Below are 15,162 nucleotides of genomic sequence, written 5' to 3'. Positions count from 1 at the left end.
GGCGTGCCGTGTAGGCGCGAGTGGTACTGGAAGGTGCGCTCACGGCCGACGACCGAGTTGGCGTACTCGCCGGGGCGGGCAAGCGGAGGGGTTGCCTCGGTGACACCGCCGCGGCGCGGGTCGCTCCACGGGTAGACGTGGATGGTCGAGAGCGACACGATCCGCGAGTCGCGGAAGGCCTCGGCCACGTAGGCCGGCACGAGCGTGTTCATCGCCCACAGGAAGTCTTCGCGCCCCCGGTAGTCGAACTTGAGACCCGCCATGTAGATCACGTTGGGAAGCTTCGGCAGCGCCTCGACTTCGTCGCGGTTCAGCAGGTCGGCCTGGATGGCCTCGACCCCGGCCTCTTCGAGCTTCTCGCGGCTGCCCTCCTCGCTGAAGCGGGCCACCCCGACGACGCGCTTGTGCGGGGCCGCGCGCTTGAGCATGCGGGCGAGGCCGAGGCCCATCTTTCCGGCGACCCCGAGCACGATGATGTCGCCCTCGAGCTCGGCGAGCTCCCGCACGGTGTCGGGCGTCGGCCGCGACATGAACTCATCGAGGTCGTCGAGCGACGCGAAGCGCCCGGGCAGCGTGTCGAAGGTGAGCAATTGCGTCTGTGTCATCGTTCCTGTTTTCGGTGGGGTGTCGGTCAGGCGAGCCAGCGCTCGAGTCCGGCGGTGACGAAGTCGTCGTCGTTGAGTTCGGGGTAGTCGCGGGTGACGGCGTCGATCAGTTCCAGCTGGCCGGGAGAGAGCCGCTCGGCGGGGTCGAGGCACCAGGTGCCGGCGAACAGACCCTGGCGACGCAGCACCTCGTGACACCCGGGAATGCAGCCCGCGAAGTCGTTGCGGGCGTCGTAGATCGCGGCGTTGGCGTCGGTGACGGCCGTGTCGAGCGCGAGCATCTCGGCGGGGATGTCGGCACCGTCGGGCAACGAGCGGATGCGCTCGAACAGTTCGACCGCGCGGCGGGTCCACACGCTCCAGTGGCCGAGCAGGCCTCCGCGTACGCGCAGCGTCACGGTGCGACCGTCGCGCGGCACGGCGAAGGGCTGCAGCAGATCGGCGACAATGTGGTCGTCGTTGCCCGTGTAGAGAGTGAGGCGTTCTTCGGCGTGGGCGTCGACGACGCCCCGCACGATGTCGATCGTGCGGTACCGGTTGAAGGGCGCCATCTTGATACCGATCACCTGTGGGATCGCGGCGAACTCGGCCCAGAACTCGCGGCTCAGGTGAAAGCCGCCCACCTCGGGCAGCAGGGCGAAGCCGACGATCGGCATGACCTCGGCGACCTCGCGCACGTGAGCGAGCGTCTCGGCCTCGGTGCGGTCCTTCCACCAGGCGATGTTCACGAGCGCCGCGGTGTAGCCGAGGCCGTTGGCTATGGCGGCTTCGTCGACCGCGTGCGCGGTGTCTCCCGTGACGCCCGCCACGAGGGCGAGCGGGCGATCGGTCCAGTCGTCGGCGGTCTCGACGGCGAGGCGGAGCACGTCGGTGTAGAGGCCTGCCGCGCGGATGCCGAACTGCGTCGTGTGCACACCCACCGCGAGCCCGCCGACCCCCGCGTCGAGGTAGTAGCGGGTGAGGGCTCGCTGGCGACGCTCGTCGATGCGCAGTTCCTCGGTGAGGGCGAGCACATGCGCCGGGATCACGGTGCCGCTTCGGAACACCCCGAGCGGAGTGTCGGGAAGGGGACGGGTCGTCATTGACTGGCCTTTCGTTGGTGCGATTGAATCATCTTCTGAGCAAATGCGCAACCGATTGCTCATCAACAAACACGCGACCCTGCAGTGGCGGCGCGTTGCCGTCAGGCAAGCGCTGCAGCGGTCTCCTCGGTCAGCGGGGTCAGGCCCGCCGGGTCGGGCGCGGGCGCCAGGCCGAAGGGTGCATCGAGCAGCGAGCCGATGCGCAGCTCGCCACCTTCGATGCGCAGTCGGGGGCGCCGTCGCGGAACTCGAAGGCATCCGGATGCGCTGCCAGCACGCGGTCGGCGAGTGTCGCGTCGAGCGGTGCGAAGCGGGCGAAGTAGTGGTGACCATTGCGTTCGATGTGGCGAAGACCCATCGCCGATGCCACCACGAGGTCCTGGTTCACGGTCAGGGGCGGGATCGTGCTGAGGTCCTCGGCCGTGAGCACGGTTCTCCGTTCGGGTCGGTCTCGATGCGCCACCAGCGCCGCGTTCGCGAGCCCGCGGAACACCCCTTGCATCCCTTGTACGTGCCGCCCGCGTAGCCGAGGTCCATGGCGCGCCGCACCGTGTCCATCGCGCCGTCCGACTCGTCGATGATCACCGGGGCGAGCGAACCCACCTCGGCGAGTGCCGCCTCCGCCTCGGCCCCCAGCGCGACGTCGCGGTACATCGGCTGCTCGATCGCGTCGAGGCGGGCCCGCAGCGCGTCCGCGACCGGGCTCGTGTAGAGGCCACGCACCCACCCCGCGAGGTGGTCGGCGGCATGCATCGACTCATTGCCGTCGATCGTGAAGCGGGGGTCGACGCCCGCGCGTTCGCACAGCTCGAGCAACGCTGCGATCCGCGAGACATCGGCCTCGACGTCTCCCACCGTCTTGAGCTTAAACCGGGTGACCCCATAGCGCCGGATCACCGACTCCACGCTGACGGGGAGTCCGTCACCCGGGTCGTCGGTCACCTGGGCATCGAACAGCGGATCCGCGAGGCCGACCGTGTGCCGAACCGCGATCTCGCGGCGACGCCGCGCGGTGAACGGCGCTGCGGCCGCCAGCTCGGGGTGGATGTCGGCGGGCGTGAAGCCGAGCGTCCCGTCGTCGAGCGCATCGGCGAACGGCTTCGCCTCGCCTCGACAGACCGCATCGATCAGGGCGCGCTCCACGAGGGCTACGCCGAGACCCGCGACGAGCCCGGAGACCCCGCGCGCGCGGCCCAGGCCGCCTGCTGTCGGTCGAGTTCGTGCACGAAGGCGAAGGCATGCTCCGCCTGGATGCCGCGCGCCGCGTCGAGCGCTGCGAGGATCGCGCGCGAGAGGATCGCGACCTCCTCGGCGAACGGAAGGGTGGCATCCTTGATGAACCACTTGGGTGGGAGGTGCTCGCTCGACCAGCCGGTCGCGCCCCCGTGGGGGTCTCGGTGCGCAGCTGCACGACGACGTGCGGCGCTCGTGTCATCTCGGCGATGCCGTACCGGAACGGGAGGCGTGTGGCCACGGGCACGACGCGTGCGGTGACCTCGGTGATCCTGAGCACGCTCATCCCCTCTCTGCCTCGAGCGTAGGCACGGGGTGCGCTCGCCAGCGCTGCAGCGCCGCGGCGAGCACGCTGAAGCCCTCCACGAGTTGGCCCTCGTAGCCGCTCGGGGTGCCGTCGGCCATGCGCCAGTCCTTGCCGCTGCCGAGGCCGCCGAACGACGAGTCGTCGCCGATCGTCTCGCAGAGTTGCTCGAGCACGCGGTCGGCCTCCTCACGCATGCCGCAGCGCTCGAGCGCCTCGACGACGACCCGGGCGCCGTGGTGCGAGTAGCCACCCTGCTGGTAGCTGCCCATCGGCAGGCCGAAGACCACTCCGCCGATCTCGTCCTCGGGGATCCGCCAGAGGTTCAGCGGGATGCCGTTGCGCACGTCGTCGAGACCGGCCTCCTCCACGCCGCGAGCAGTGCGGCCATGATCTCGCGGGCGGACTCGAGGGGCACGGCGTCGGTCGCGCAGGCCTGGGCGACCACGATCGAGAAGCCGTGGTCGTGCAGTTCGCCGTCGCTCGAGCGCCAGCCCGCCACGAGTCCGGTGGCCGGATTCAGGAAGGTGGACAGGTAGGAGTCGACGAGCGCGGCGCGCGCTTCGACGATGCGATCGGCGAGCGCATTCTCGCCGTGGTCGCGCAGCACGGGCTCCCAGACCCGCCATGTCTCACACAGCACGGCATTGGCCCACGCGTCTTTGCCGCCGAACGAGATCACGTCGGCCCACGCGGTGCTCCACTGGTGCTCGCCCGTGATACCGCGGCGCAGGGTCGATTCCACAAGGCCGTCGCCATCGATGTCGCGGGCGAGCATGTCGTCGAGCTCGCGCACGATCCGGCTGCGATTACGCTCGAACCAGGCCCGATCGGCCGAGGCCACCAGGTAGCGGCCCATGGCGAGCAACGTATTGGCGGCCATGTGCACATACTCGTCCTCGAGGCGATGGTCCCCGTGCGAGGTGGCGCCCGAGCCGTAGCTCGGTGCGCCGTCGAGCCAGCGCTGCAGCGAATCCCCGACCCACGCGAGCGGACGGATGCCGGGAGCCTCGCCCAGGTGCACGGCGATCGCCGAGACATCCGCGAGCGAGGTCGTGCAGTGCATGGAGGCGCCGTTGTTGGAGTAGGTGGCCGTGTCGGCGCGGAACGGCAGAGCGGTCAGCGTGTGTCGCTCGAGCGCGCGGCGCACCGGGGCGGGGGTGTCGGCGGCGAGCTCGCTGAGTTGCGGTGCGGCGACCTGCAGGGTGAGCTCGGCGCGATGGATGCCGGCGGCCAGCACGTAGTCCCCGAAAGCGGTCGGCTGCTCGCCGAGCTTGAGCTCGAGGGTGTTGGTGTCGAGCGGCCGCACGGAGTCGCTGCGCCACAGCACGTCGTCGCCACCGCTGAGGCGCAGCGTGCCGTAGCGCGGGAAGTGCCAGGCGATGGGTCCTCGCAACAGGCCCGTCTCGCCGACGAATGTCGGCTCGCCGAGCGCGCATGAGGGCGTCACCCGGTTGTCGAGGGCGACGTGCCATGCGGAGCTCTGCCACGCCCGCCGCTCTTCGGCGGCGTGGCGCTCGGCGGTCAGCTCGATGCGATCCGCGTGCACGGTGAAGGTGAGCACGTACCGCTGACCGGCATCCGGGATCGTCACGTCGTAGCGCACGGTCGAGCCGTGCACGGATGTGGATCCGTGGTAATCGCGGTGCAGGAAGCCCATCGGCAGGGTGCCGTCGGTGGCGGCGAAGCGTGGGCCCTGCGCGAGGTATTCGGCGTTCTGGTCGCGGAGTACGGGGTAGACCCCGGAGGGGTAGACGCCGGAGCGCACGATGTCCATCGACCGGGGCAATTGGAGCAGGTTGTCGTCGGTGCGGCCGCGGCCGTCCTGATCGAGGCCGAGGTGCGACCACGCGGGGCTCTTGAGGCGGAAACCGACAGCGAGGTGCGGGGTGCGGAACACGACATCGGTGGCGCTGCGCTCGGCCGTGACACCGGCGGGCAGCCCCGCGGTGTCGACCTCGCCGACCGCCAGCCAGCCGTCGTCGCCGGGGGCCCACGTGCGGTCGAGCTCGCCCGTGAGGTGCAGGCCCGCCGTGGCGAGGTTCCATCCGGGCCACCACTCGTCGGTGGCCGCACGGCGCACCTCGGCCACGAGCGCCGAGGTCTCGAGTCCGCCGAGGTCGAGACGTCCGCCCTCGGCAGCGAGCTCCTCCACGCTCGTGCGCAGGCGTCCGACCTCGTGCCAACCGCTGCGGTCGCCCCGCGACACGATCACGTCGAGGGCCGCATCCCGCTCTTGGCCGCTCGCGCACTTGTGATAGCCGGGTCCCCAGCCGACCGTGAGGGCATCGAACCGCCCCGGCCGGCTCGTGAAGATCGCGCGTTGATGGATGATGCGACGCTCGGGGGCGCCCACCTCGTCGTCGTGCGGGGTAGTCCAGAGCGAACGGGTGGCCAGGCGCAGGGCCGCCGCGGGCTCGGACTCCCAGGCGGGAGTGGCGAGCGGGTGGACGAACAAGTCGTGCTTCATGGATCCTCTTCGATCTGAAAAATCGATTGCGCATTGATGCTACGTGAAGAACTCCCTCCGCACGAGCACGGGGCGCTCCGCGCGTCAAGCCCTCGACGCGCGCGCCGCGGAGGAGCACACTCGGCACATGGGAACGAATGCGAGTGGCAACCAGTCCGGCGGTTCTGCAGAGACCTACGACGTGGTCAACAGCGGACAGTCCGACGACATCGAGAACAGCCTGACTGGTCAGGGCACCTCCGACCGCGAGACGCTCTCGGACATCGTGGAGGCGGAGGGCGACACCCCCGTGCCGCCGGCCGACGAGCCCGCCTGAGCCTGACCGCCCGATCAGGCGGCGATGCCGCGCTTCTCGAGCGAGTCCTCGACGATCGTGAGGCCCTCGAGCCCCGGCAGCTTCGCGATGTGCGAGTCGACGTCGCGCACCAGCTTGCGTCCGTCGGGCCCGGCGAAGAGGTGGTTCATGACGTGGGTCACCTCCGACTCCTCTTGCACCCCCGACCCCACCGGCCCCCAGAACCGTGAGAGGGCGAAGCGCGCGAGCTTCTGCGCCTTCTTCGAGTCCTTGAGGCGATCGCGCGCCTGCGACGCGTAGAACGCGACGTGCCGGGTCTCCTGCCGTGCGATCCGCTTGAGCAGTTCGGCGAGCACGGGGTGCCCCTCGAGCTCCGCCATCCGCAGGTAGGCCGCGTTGGCCGACCACTCGTTGGCCGCACCCCACGCCATGTGCACCGCCACGAAGTCGTTGCCGACGAGGCCGCCCATGATCGACTGCTTGATGGGGTCGAGGCGGTCCTTCCAGCCGAGCTTGAGGCGCGTGGCCTTCAGCTGGTCGAAGTCGACCGTGATGTCATGCTTCGCGAGCACCGCGGCGAGGGCCTCGCCGTGCCAGAACTCCTCGCGGTTCCACATCGTCATGAAGGCCCCGACATCCGCCTCCTTGTGCGACGGCGTCGTGAGCAGATCCCGCAGGTAGCACACCGTGTGGTACTCGATGTCGCACATGTAGCGCAGGGTGCGCAGCGTGCTCTCGGGCAGCGGATCGGTGTCGAAGGTGTCGAAGTCGAGGTCGCCCCACGCGACGGCGTCCGAGGTCGCCGTGTACCTGTCGATGTCGAATGCCATGAGCCCCTGGGCGGTCGCTAGCTGCCGCCCGCTCCTTCCTCGGGAATCGCGTCAGCGGGATCTCCCGCCATCAAAGCACGGTTCGCGGCTCGCGAACCGCTCTTCCAGGTATCGATCCGCCAACGCCTCCGCCCGGCCTCACGTGCGAGGCGGCTGTCGGGGTTGACCGCGTGCGGGTGGCCGACGAGCTCGAGCCACACGAGGTCGGCGTGGCTGTCGCCGTAGCCGTACGAGGCCGAGAGGTCGTAGCCGCCGCGCTCGGCGTACTGGCGCAACCAGTTGGCCCGCGCCTCGTCGACGATCGGGGGCCGGGCGAGGTAGCCCGTGAGCTGGCCGTCTTTCACGTGCATCTCGCTCGCGATGACCTCGTCGAACGCGGATGCGACGGGCGCGGTGAGCGTGCCGATGGAGCCCGTCACGAGCACCGTGCGGTGCCCCGCGGCGCGGTGTGCGGCCGCCCGCTCCAGCGCCGCCGTGGCGGTGTGCCCGAGCACCCGGTCGGCATACCCGCCGCCGACGATGTTCTCGAGGTGCGCGGCCGGCATCCCCGCGTAGCGCCGCAGGAAGGTGCGGATGAACTCGCCGCGATCACGACGCTCGGCACGCAGGTAGGCGGGCAGCTTGGTGAGGATCGAGGCCACGGATGCGGGCCACGCGGCCCAGCCGAAGCCCGCGGATCGCACCCACAGGTACTGCTCGACGAGGTTGGTGTCGACGACCGTGCCCTCCAGGTCGAAGACGGCCACGACATCCGTGCGCTCCGGGAGCTGCTTCACCGGACGCCCCTCGGTGGAGCTCGCCTCGGGGCGGCGTGAGAACGCGCGCGTGAGGGTCGTGATCGCCGGGAAGTGCACCTCCTGCAGGTAGTGCTCCCAGTCGATCTCGGTCACGTCGAACCCGCGATCGCGGCGGGCCTTCGCCGGCAACGCGGCATGCAGGGCACGCGCGTTGGCGTCGTCGAAGATGATCTCGGTCTGCACGTACGCGCGGTACAGCTCGGAGAAGTTCTCGAGCGTCTCGAGGTCGCTCTTCTTGGTGCCGAGCTCGGCGAGCTGCGCCCGCGTGCGGGTCGTCGACGGCAGGCGCGTGAGCCAGCGTTCGCGACGGTCGAGCTGGGTGCGGCGACGCCGCAGCGCGCGTTCGACCTTGCTGCCACCGGGGAACCGCCACGTCGGCACGCGCACGTGGCCGTCACCGGGGTCGGCATCGGGTTGGCCGTGAAGTAGGCGTTCACGTTCTCGAACATGCGGTGGAACGGCAGCGGATTCGAGGCGCCGGATGCGATGTGGAAGTACTCGGGCTCACCCTTCGGCGGGTTCGCGGCCGCGGCGAGGATCGCGTTCACCACGTAGTCGACGGGGATCAGGTCGAGCACGCTGTCGGGCAGGCCCGGGAACTCGGGCAGCAGCCCGCGGCCGTAGGCGAGGATGAGCGGGTCGGCCACCTTGAACCCGTCGATCCAGCCGGGGAAGGGGTGGGCAACAGCCGATTCGATGATCGCCGGGCGCACGACCGAGAGCGAGCCGCCGGCATCCGCCCAGAGCTCCTCGGCGGCGCGCTCAGCGAAGGCCTTGGTGAGGGTGTAGACGTCGGTCCAGCCGAGGGACTCGGCGCGCGTGCGGCCGGCGTCGACGAGCGCCTCGGTGACCCAGGCGACGCGCGCCTCCTCGCTCGCGCGGGCGACCGACTGCGGGCCCTCCTTGCCGTGCTCGGCGCGGGCGCGGTCCATGAAGGCCCGCAGCTGCGCCGGCTGGCGTGAGGCCAGTTCGACGCGCTCACGCGCCGACTTCGCGGCGGCGTACTCGGCGCGCCAATCGATGCGGTGGCCGAGCCGTGCCTCGGGCACGACGCCCTTGCGCAGCCCGCCGACGTAGCAGGTCGAGACGTGCACGACGTGGGGGTGGATCCGGATGCGCGCAGCGCCTCGTAGAGTCCGATCGCCCCGCCGACGTTGGTGTCGAAGGCCTGGTCGATGGGCGGGTCGAACGACACCGTCGAGGCGGAGTGGATGACGATGTCGATGTCGGCAGGCAGCGCGGGCACGCTGCCGAGCCCTCCTCGACGATGCGGATGCGACGGGCGACCGCGTCGTCGACCCCCGCCTCGCCGACGGCCTCGCGCCAGGCGCGGAACACGGGCTTGCGCAGCAGGGTGCGCAGGCGATCCTCACCGGACGCTGCGCCCTTCGTACGCACGAGCAGCGAGATGGTCGTGTCGGGGTGCGAGCCGAGCAGCCGCTCGAGCACCGCCTGCCCGACGAAGCCCGTGCCGCCGGTGAGGAAGACGTGGGCGGAGCCCAGCTCCGTCTTCGCGCGCTTCGGGGTCACGAGGCGAGCCTCGCGGCGACCGTGTCGCCGTGCGCGGAGGTGAGGCCCGGCAGGGCGGCGACCCGCTCGGCGATGCGTGCGGCCGCGGTGCGACCCTCGGTGCCGCCGAAGACGAAGGTCTCGAAGAACGTGCGATCCGCATCCGGGATCTCGGTCGCGCCGATCGGCCAGGCGGCCTGGGCGATGGCCTTGCGGGTGAGCTTGACGGCGCGGTTGTTGGCCGCGAGGCGCCGCTCGGCGTCTTCGGAGAGGAAGGCGATGTGGCGGTCCTTGAGCGCGAGGAGCCGGGTCACGAGATCCGACAGCACGGATGCGGCCTCGCCCAGGCGACGGTACGCGGCCTGGCTGATCCACTCGTCGATGAGGCCCGTCGTGACGTGGGCGGCCACGAGCTGCGTACCCGCGAAGTTGCCGGCGATCGCCCGACGCACGGGACCGCGACGTTCGGCACGCTCGCGAGGCGAGCGGCGACGCGGCCCCTCGAGCGCGGCCGTGTCGGCCCCGACCGCCTCGAGCACGGCGTCGAGCGCGTCGGCGATCCAGAACTTCTCGAACGCCCAGCTCGTGAGGAACGCCGTGACGCGCGCGTCTTTGTGGGTCGCGGTGACGAGCAGGTTGCGCATGCGGTGCAAGGTTCCGCGCTCGAGATCGCGCAGTACGCGCACGAGATGCACGGCATCCGCTGCGAGTCCCGCGGATGCGATCGCGGCCGCGTCGATCTCGTCGCGGTGGCTGCCCTGCACGGTGCGCGCGAACTCCCGCACGTCGAACGACGTGGAGCTCGTGGTTCGGGGGTCATGCCGGTGGTGGGCCTTCCTGTGGGCGCACTCGGGCGGAAGGTGCGCCCCGGATGACCGTATCGTAAGCCATATGCCCATCGCTCTCGTCACCGGCGGCACCGCCGGGATCGGCGCCGCGTTCGCGCGCACCCTCGCCGCCCGCGGCTACGACCTCGTGCTCGTGGCGCGCACGGAATCCCGGCTCGACGAGGTCGCCGCCGAGCTGCGTGCGACCGGCCGCGAGGTCGAGACGATCGTCGCCGACCTCGGCAAGCAGGTCGACGTGCACCGCGTGGCGCGGCGGCTCGGCGACCGGGAGCGGCCCGTCGATCTGCTCGTCAACAACGCCGGATACGGCATGAAGTCGCGCCTGTCCGACCCCGACCTCGCCGAGGCCGACGACGCCATCACGGTCATGATGCACGCTCCGCTCGTGCTCGCCGCCGCCGCGGTGCCCGGGATGCGCGCGCGCGGCGAGGGCGCGATCATCAACGTCGCGAGCGTGGCCGGTTACCTCTCGATGGGGCTGTACTCGGCCATCAAGGCCTGGATGCGGGTCTACAGCGAGAGCCTGTCGAACGCGCTGCACGGCACGGGGGTCACGGTGACGGCTCTGCTGCCGGGCTGGGTGCACACCGAGTTCCACGACCGCGCCGAGATCCGCAAGTCGTCGATCCCGTCGTGGCTCTGGCTCGACGCGTCGGATCTCGTCGCCGCGTGCCTGAAGGATGTCGCACGCGGGCGCGCGCTGTCGATCCCGAGCCTGCGCTACCGCTTCCTCAGCTGGTGGCTGCGTCATCTGCCACCGCGCACGGTGCGCTGGGTGTCGCGCACGATCTCGAGCTCGCGCCACAGCGAGCAGCCGTAGGCCCGGCCCGCCGCGTCCGCCGCACTCAGCGCAAGCCGTCGCGGCACCGGGCGAGCAGTGCCTCCAGCTGCCGCAGCTCGGCGGCGGGGAGCGACTCCGTCATCGCATCCGCGACGCCGGCGACCTGCGTGCGGGCGCGCGCGAGCAGGGAGCGTGCCTCCGGCGTGAGCTCGGTCGCCCGCTCCCGGCGGGGACCGGAGTCGGGGGAGCGCTCGATGAGGCCGCGCTTCTCGAGGCCCTGCAGCAGCACGTTCGTCGACTGTCGCGACACGAAGGTGCGCCGTGCGAGCTCGGACCCCGTGATGCCCGGGGTGTCGTGCAGCGCGGTGAGGCACGCGTACTGCGGCACGCTCAGCCCGAGGGGACGCAGGCGCTCGTCCATGCGCTGATGCAGGAGCGCCTGGGTCTCCTTGATGAGCACTCCGAGCCGCTCCGCGATGGTGGTGGCCTGCGTCATGTCAATAGTTTGACACACCACGCTTCGAGTGTCAGCATATTGACATGACGAACACAGAAACCTCCACCTCGAGCTCCACGACCCCGCCCGACTTCGTGTCGTTCCAGGTGCGCGACCGCCAGGCATCCGCGCACTTCTATGAAGACCTCCTCGGCCTCACCCGCCTGCCCGCCCCGAACCCCGCAGCGGTCGTCTTCGGCACCCCGGATGGGGCGGTCGCCTTCGCCGTGCGCGACCCGTTCCCCGGGGTCGACCTCGACGCGATCGGGCAGCTCGGTGCCGGCGTCGGCGTCTGGTTCCGCACCGAGGATGCCCGCGCCGTGCACGCCACGCTCGCCGAGCAGGGCGTCGAGATCGTGCAGGAGCCCTTCGAGGGTCCCTTCGGCACCCAGTTCGCGCTGCGCGACCCCGACGGCTACGTCGTCACGCTGCACTCGTGAGGGGCGGATACGGCAGGCGCGTGGCCGGTGGCCGGTGGAGACGGATGGTGGTGCCTGCCGTCCCGGTCGTATGACGGCGGCCGTGGCTAGCGTGGCCGTATGCCCGGTTCAGCGAGCCTCGCCCGTCGCAACAGCGACTACATCGTCTACGTCGACGAGAGCGGCGACCACAGCCTGACCGAGATCAACCCTGAGTACCCGCGGTTTGTCCTCGCGTTCTGCATCTACCCCGTCGACGAGTACGTCCGTCGCGTTGTTCCCGCGGTTGAGCAGATGAAGTTCGACTTCTTCGGCCACGACATGGTCGTGTTCCACGAACGGGAGATCCGCAAGAGCCTCCCTCCGTTCGATCTCCTCAGGGTGGGAGACGTTCGGGCCAGATTCATGGCTCGCCTCGATGAACTGATCGCGCTGCCGCGTTTCGGCATTGTCGCAACGGTGATTCGCAAGCACGAATTTCGACAGCGCGTGGGCCGAGACGTCAGCCCCTACCACGTGGCTCTGGAGTTCGGCCTCGAGAGAGTCTTCCTCCAGCTGCAGGCGCGCGGTCAGGTCGGTCGTCGCGTCTTTGTCGTCTTCGAGAGTCGTGGCAAAGACGAGGACCGAGAACTCGAGTTGCAGTTCCGGCGCATCATGGACAGCACCCGCATGCGCGGGATGCCCCAAACGCTCAACTTCCTCTGCGTGAGCAAGCAGGTCAACAGCCCGGGTCTGCAGGTCGCTGATCTGGTTGCGAGGCCCATTGGTCTTCACGATCTTCGACCTGGGCAGCCGAATCGGGCCTGGGACGTCCTTCAATCGAAGATCGTCACGTCGTCCCAGGGTGAGATGGACGGCTACGGCATGAAGGTCTACCCGTAGAAAGCGAAAGGCCCCGGATGAACCCCGGAGCCTAGCGCCGATCGAGAATGCCCGATCCACTTGCAGACAACGTAGCGCACACGGGGGACATTCCCAGCGGCGGCGAGCCGAGCATCCGCAGCCCGCTGTGGAATGCACCGGGACTAGCCTGGCTGCATGGTGACGATCGACGCGGACCACACCCCCGCAACGACCGTTTCACCTCCCACGCCCAGGCCGTGGCCCGCTTCGTGGCGCAGCGCGGCATCCTGAAGCCGGTGACCTGGTCGGTGGTCAAGGTGACGGTCGTCGGGCGTCGCAAGCTGAGGGATGTGCCGCGCGCCTTCGTCGTGGTCGCGAACCATTCGAGCCACCTCGACGCGCCGCTCATCCTGGGCGCCCTGCCGCGTCGGCTCGCGCGCTACCTCGCCGCGGGCGCTGCGGCCGACTACTTCTTCGACGTGTGGTGGCGGCGCGGGCTCACCGCCCTCTTCTTCAATGCCTTCCCCGTCGACCGCAAGGGCGTCAATCAGCGGGCCGTCTCGGCCAAGACCCTGCTCGAGCGCGGCGTGCCGCTGCTGGTGTTCCCCGAGGGCACCCGGTCGAAGAACGGCGAGATGGGGCACTTCAAGCAGGGCGCGGCATCCCTCGCGATCGCGACCGACGTGCCGTGCCTCCCGGTGGCCCTCATCGGTGCCGGCATCGCGCACCCGCGGGGCAGCAGCTGGCCGAAGCCCGGACGCCTCCCGGTCGGCGTCGTGTTCGGCGCCCCCATGCGCGCCGAACCGGGGAGACCGCGGTGGCGTTCACGGCCCGCATCCGCGCCGAGGTGGAGCGCATGCACGACGCCTACGCACCCCGTATTCTGAGCGCGTCGCCCGGCAACCCGGAGCCGGACGCGCAGTCGTCGCCCGAAGGAGAGAGACCGTGACTGACGTCGAGCACATGAAGTGGTGGGGCTGGGGCGTCGAGGGCGTCGGATTCCATCACGAAGACAAGCCCGGCTTCGCACCCTTCGTGCTGCAGGCGGTCGGCCTCGACCTCGCCACCGCCCAGAAGGCCGAGCAGCCCGAGTTCGCCGCCCTCGACCTCGCCGAGGCGAACGTGTCATCCGCCTTCCTCTCGAGCCTCACCGACATCGTCGGCGCGGACTTCGTGACCACGGATGCCATGGACCGCGTCGTGCACACCTACGGCAAGAGCCTGCGCGACCTCGTGCGCATCCGCACCAACCGCATCGAGCGCGCCGTCGACGTCGTCGTCTACCCGGCCGACGAAGACGACGTGCAGCGCATCGTGGATGCCGCGGTCGCCGAAGACGCCGTGCTGATCCCGTTCGGCGGGGGCAGCAACATCGCCGGCTCCCTCGAACCGGTGCCGGGGAGAGCCGCACGGTCGTGTCGCTCGACATGGGCCGCATGAACAGCGTCATCGACATCGACGCCGACTCGGGCCTCGCCCGCATCCAGGCCGGTGCGCTCGGTCCGCACCTCGAGGCGCAGCTCGCCGCCCAGGGCTGGACGATCGGGCACTTCCCCGACAGCTTCACCCACTCGACGATCGGCGGCTGGGCGGCCACGCGCTCATCCGGCATGCAGTCCGACAAGTACGGCGACATCGCCCAGATCGTGCGCGGCATCCGGGTCGTGCGCCCCTCGCGCGACGGCCGCGACGGCGTGCTCGTGATCCCCGCGATCCCATCCGCGTCGACAGGACCGAGCGTGCGCGAGATGATCGTCGGCAGCGAGGGCCGCCTGGGGGTCATCACCGAGATCACCGCGCAGGTGCACCGCGTGGCCGAGGTGCGCGAGATCCAGGCGTACTTCTTCCCCACGTGGGAGGCGGGCATCAAGGCGATGCAGACCATCTCGGAGTCCGACGCCTCGCCCATCATCACGCGCGTCTCCGATGCTCGCGAGACCGGCTTCTCGATGGCGACGAGCAAGGAGCGCCACGGGATGGATGCGCTGCTGGCCGGCAAGGTGCTGCCCGCCCTCATGAAGTCGAAGGGGTGGAACCTCGACGAGATCTGCCTCTCGTTCATCGGCTTCGAGGGCGGGGCGGCGCACGTCACCCGGCAGAAGAAGCTCGTGGGTGCCATCGTGAAGCAGCACGGGGGCATGGGCGTCGGCACCGGTCCGGGTGTGCTCTACGACCAGAAGAAGTTCGACACCCCCTACCTGCGCGACTTCCTGCTCGACCGGGGGCCGCGGGCGACGTCTCCGAGACCGCCGCGCCGTGGTCGAAGCTGCTGCCGCTCTACAACGGGGTCGTCGCGGCCGCCAACCGCGCCTACGACGAGATCGGCACCAAGGGGTGGATCATGTGCCACCTCTCGCACTCCTACCATTCGGGCGCGTGCCTCTACTTCACCTTCGCCTTCGTGGGCGGAGAGGACATGCTCGCCGAGTACGACGTCGTGAAATCGGCCATCCAGCAGGCCTTCGTCGACAACGGCGGCACGATCTCGCACCACCACGGCGTGGGCGTCGAGCACTCGCCGTGGCTCGAACAGGACATCTCCGCCGAGGGCGTCGCGGTCATGCGCGGGCTGTTCTCGGCGGTCGACCCGGGCGACAACTTCAACCCCGGCAAGGTCGTGCCCGCCGAGCGCGAACTGGTGGAGTAGCGG

15 protein-coding genes and 4 pseudogenes are annotated in these 15,162 nt (G+C 70.1%); 7 read left to right on the top strand and 12 right to left on the bottom strand.

Features of this window, described 5'->3' with window-relative positions; translation table 11 throughout:
* Positions 1-41 precede the first annotated feature (41 nt).
* The 6 genes and pseudogenes from QQK29_RS18455 to QQK29_RS04675 all read right to left on the bottom strand — a co-directional run.
* A pseudogene (locus QQK29_RS18455) lies at positions 42-428 on the bottom strand (NAD-dependent epimerase/dehydratase family protein); the annotation flags it as partial.
* A gap of 203 nt (positions 429-631) precedes the next feature.
* Entirely contained in the window at positions 632-1,687 is a 1,056-nt protein-coding gene (locus QQK29_RS04695) for a dihydrodipicolinate synthase family protein (protein ID WP_284298211.1), read from the bottom strand.
* Between the two features lie 139 nt (positions 1,688-1,826).
* Positions 1,827-2,117 carry a hypothetical protein gene (locus tag QQK29_RS04690; RefSeq protein WP_284298209.1) on the bottom strand — a complete coding sequence of 97 codons (291 nt, stop codon included), beginning with the start codon at positions 2,115-2,117 and terminating at the stop codon, positions 1,827-1,829.
* Entirely contained in the window at positions 2,078-2,830 is a 753-nt protein-coding gene (locus QQK29_RS04685) for an enolase-like domain-containing protein (protein ID WP_284298207.1), read from the bottom strand. Before QQK29_RS04685 ends, QQK29_RS04690 begins: the two co-directional genes overlap by 40 nt.
* 372 nt (positions 2,831-3,202) lie before the next feature.
* Positions 3,203-3,595: a hypothetical protein gene (locus QQK29_RS04680; RefSeq protein WP_284298204.1), complete on the bottom strand. Its 393-nt coding sequence runs from the start codon at positions 3,593-3,595 to the stop codon at positions 3,203-3,205.
* Complete coding sequence (locus QQK29_RS04675) at positions 3,550-5,694, bottom strand: hypothetical protein (protein WP_284298202.1); 2,145 nt, start codon at positions 5,692-5,694, stop codon at positions 3,550-3,552. The genes QQK29_RS04680 and QQK29_RS04675 overlap by 46 nt, the downstream gene beginning before the upstream one ends.
* A gap of 127 nt (positions 5,695-5,821) precedes the next feature.
* On the opposite strand from QQK29_RS04675, the gene QQK29_RS04670 reads away from it, so the two are divergent.
* Positions 5,822-6,010 (top strand): hypothetical protein, encoded by a 189-nt coding sequence (locus QQK29_RS04670; RefSeq protein WP_284298200.1) that lies wholly within the window; start codon positions 5,822-5,824, stop codon positions 6,008-6,010.
* A 14-nt stretch (positions 6,011-6,024) separates the two neighbouring features.
* Here the strand turns inward: QQK29_RS04670 and QQK29_RS04665 are convergent, their stop codons facing one another.
* The 5 genes and pseudogenes from QQK29_RS04665 to QQK29_RS04645 all read right to left on the bottom strand — a co-directional run bounded on the left by QQK29_RS04665 (position 6,025) and on the right by QQK29_RS04645 (position 9,910).
* Complete coding sequence (locus QQK29_RS04665; protein WP_284298198.1) at positions 6,025-6,819, bottom strand: ferritin family protein; 795 nt, start codon at positions 6,817-6,819, stop codon at positions 6,025-6,027.
* 17 nt (positions 6,820-6,836) lie between these two features.
* Positions 6,837-8,003, bottom strand: a complete 1,167-nt coding sequence (locus QQK29_RS04660; protein WP_284298196.1) for an HAD-IB family hydrolase — start codon at positions 8,001-8,003, stop codon at positions 6,837-6,839.
* A gap of 209 nt (positions 8,004-8,212) precedes the next feature.
* A pseudogene (locus QQK29_RS04655) lies at positions 8,213-8,811 on the bottom strand (SDR family oxidoreductase); the annotation flags it as partial.
* 80 nt (positions 8,812-8,891) lie between these two features.
* Positions 8,892-9,146: pseudogene (locus QQK29_RS04650) on the bottom strand (SDR family oxidoreductase); the annotation flags it as partial.
* Positions 9,143-9,910, bottom strand: coding sequence for a hypothetical protein (locus QQK29_RS04645; RefSeq protein WP_284298194.1), 768 nt, complete (start codon positions 9,908-9,910; stop codon positions 9,143-9,145). The gene QQK29_RS04645 and the pseudogene QQK29_RS04650, both read right to left, overlap by 4 nt.
* 106 nt (positions 9,911-10,016) lie before the next feature.
* Between QQK29_RS04645 and QQK29_RS04640 the strand changes: the two genes are divergently transcribed.
* Entirely contained in the window at positions 10,017-10,793 is a 777-nt protein-coding gene (locus QQK29_RS04640) for an SDR family NAD(P)-dependent oxidoreductase (protein ID WP_284298192.1), read from the top strand.
* A 25-nt stretch (positions 10,794-10,818) separates the two neighbouring features.
* On the opposite strand, the gene QQK29_RS04635 is transcribed toward QQK29_RS04640, so the two are convergent.
* Positions 10,819-11,250 (bottom strand): MarR family winged helix-turn-helix transcriptional regulator, encoded by a 432-nt coding sequence (locus QQK29_RS04635; RefSeq protein WP_284298189.1) that lies wholly within the window; start codon positions 11,248-11,250, stop codon positions 10,819-10,821.
* A 44-nt stretch (positions 11,251-11,294) separates the two neighbouring features.
* Between QQK29_RS04635 and QQK29_RS04630 the strand changes: the two genes are divergently transcribed.
* From QQK29_RS04630 to QQK29_RS18450, 5 genes and pseudogenes are all read left to right on the top strand, one after another.
* Positions 11,295-11,690, top strand: a complete 396-nt coding sequence (locus tag QQK29_RS04630) for a VOC family protein (protein WP_284298188.1) — start codon at positions 11,295-11,297, stop codon at positions 11,688-11,690.
* A gap of 99 nt (positions 11,691-11,789) precedes the next feature.
* The gene (locus QQK29_RS04625; RefSeq protein ID WP_284298186.1) at positions 11,790-12,551 is read left to right on the top strand and encodes a DUF3800 domain-containing protein; all 762 of its coding nucleotides are present in this window, start codon (positions 11,790-11,792) and stop codon (positions 12,549-12,551) included.
* 218 nt (positions 12,552-12,769) lie between these two features.
* Complete coding sequence (locus QQK29_RS04620) at positions 12,770-13,399, top strand: lysophospholipid acyltransferase family protein (RefSeq protein ID WP_284298184.1); 630 nt, start codon at positions 12,770-12,772, stop codon at positions 13,397-13,399.
* A 58-nt stretch (positions 13,400-13,457) separates the two neighbouring features.
* Entirely contained in the window at positions 13,458-13,952 is a 495-nt protein-coding gene (locus QQK29_RS17820; protein ID WP_348533809.1) for an FAD-binding protein, read from the top strand.
* A pseudogene (locus QQK29_RS18450) lies at positions 13,940-15,159 on the top strand (FAD-binding oxidoreductase). The gene QQK29_RS17820 and the pseudogene QQK29_RS18450 overlap by 13 nt, the downstream one beginning before the upstream one ends.
* The last annotated feature ends 3 nt before the right edge of the window (positions 15,160-15,162 follow it).

It is taken from the genome of Homoserinibacter gongjuensis, assembly GCF_030161875.1.
Classification (GTDB): domain Bacteria; phylum Actinomycetota; class Actinomycetes; order Actinomycetales; family Microbacteriaceae; genus Homoserinibacter; species Homoserinibacter gongjuensis.
Note: the sequence above shows the minus strand (reverse complement) of the source record. Positions and strands in the feature narration are given on the sequence as shown.